This is a genomic window from Micromonospora sp. NPDC047620 (assembly GCF_043205005.1).
Taxonomy (GTDB): domain Bacteria; phylum Actinomycetota; class Actinomycetes; order Mycobacteriales; family Micromonosporaceae; genus Micromonospora.
This window is the reverse complement of record NZ_JBIDDG010000183.1, coordinates 1-1,093: the sequence shown is the minus strand read 5'-3', so window position 1 is coordinate 1,093 and position 1,093 is coordinate 1. Positions and strand designations below refer to the sequence as shown.

Annotated in this window: 1 protein-coding gene; it reads left to right on the top strand. The window is 66.5% G+C overall.

All coding sequences use genetic code 11. From position 1 onward, the window contains the following. Nucleotides 1-266: 266 nt before the first annotated feature. A partial coding sequence (locus ACGF5C_RS35115; RefSeq protein ID WP_393308774.1) for an HAD family hydrolase occupies nt 267-1,093 on the top strand: 827 nt, incomplete at its 3' end.

Sequence of the window (1,093 nt, the reverse complement as noted above, 5' to 3'; positions counted from 1 at the left end):
AACAGCTGAACGGTCCGGAAATAGAGGACGGCCCCAGCCGGGGGGGGGAGGAGGCTGGGGCCGTCGGGGTTCAGCCCCGGGGGGTCGGGCTGAACGCGCCTGGACCATGTCCAGGTGCCAGCAATACTACACCCAGAAACCGGCGGCAATGCAAGTCCATCGCGCGACGAAGTTTCGGCCCGGAGCGGGCGGCTCCCGGGGCATCGGACGGGGCGTGCGGCCGGGCTGAACGCCGCATCACCGGGGAAGCTCCCTATTCTGGAGCCGTGACGGCCGAGGGCGACCAAACAGCTACGAACGATCGGGCCGCCGGGGATACCGGGCACCCGCGACACCGCAACGATGCAGCAGCGAATCGCGCGCACCGGACGACGGACGCTTCGTCCGCACCCCGGATCGCCGCGTTCTTCGATCTGGACAAGACGGTCATCGCCAAGTCGAGCGCGTTCGTCTTCAGCCGGCCGTTCTTCGCGCAGGGCCTGATCGATCGGCGCACCGTACTGGAATCCAGTTACGCGCACTTCCTGTTCCTGCTCTCCGGCGCCGACCACGACCAGATGGAGCGGATGCGCGAACATCTGACGAAGATGACCGCCGGCTGGGACGTGTCGCAGGTGCGCTCGATCGTCGCGGAAACACTGCACGAACTGGTCGATCCGCTGATCTACGCGGAGGCCTCGGATCTGATCGCCGACCACAAGATCCGCGGCCACGACGTCGTGATCGTCTCGGCGTCGGGTGAGGAGATCGTCGCCCCGATCGCCGCCGCGCTGGGTGCGACGCATACTGCCGCCACTCGGATGGTGGTCGAAAACGGTAAGTACACAGGCGAAGTCGAGTTCTACTGCTACGGCGAGGGCAAGGTCGAGGCGATCGAGAAGCTGGCCGCGTCCGAGCACTACGACCTCTCGCGCTGCTACGCCTATTCCGATTCGATCACCGATCTGCCGATGCTGTCGGCGGTCGGATATCCCACCGCGGTCAACCCCGACCGGAACCTGCGACGCGAGGCGGTTGCCCGGGACTGGCCGATCCTGACCTTCTCCAATCCGGTGTCACTGTGGTCGCGGATTCCCGCGCCGTCGACCACGAC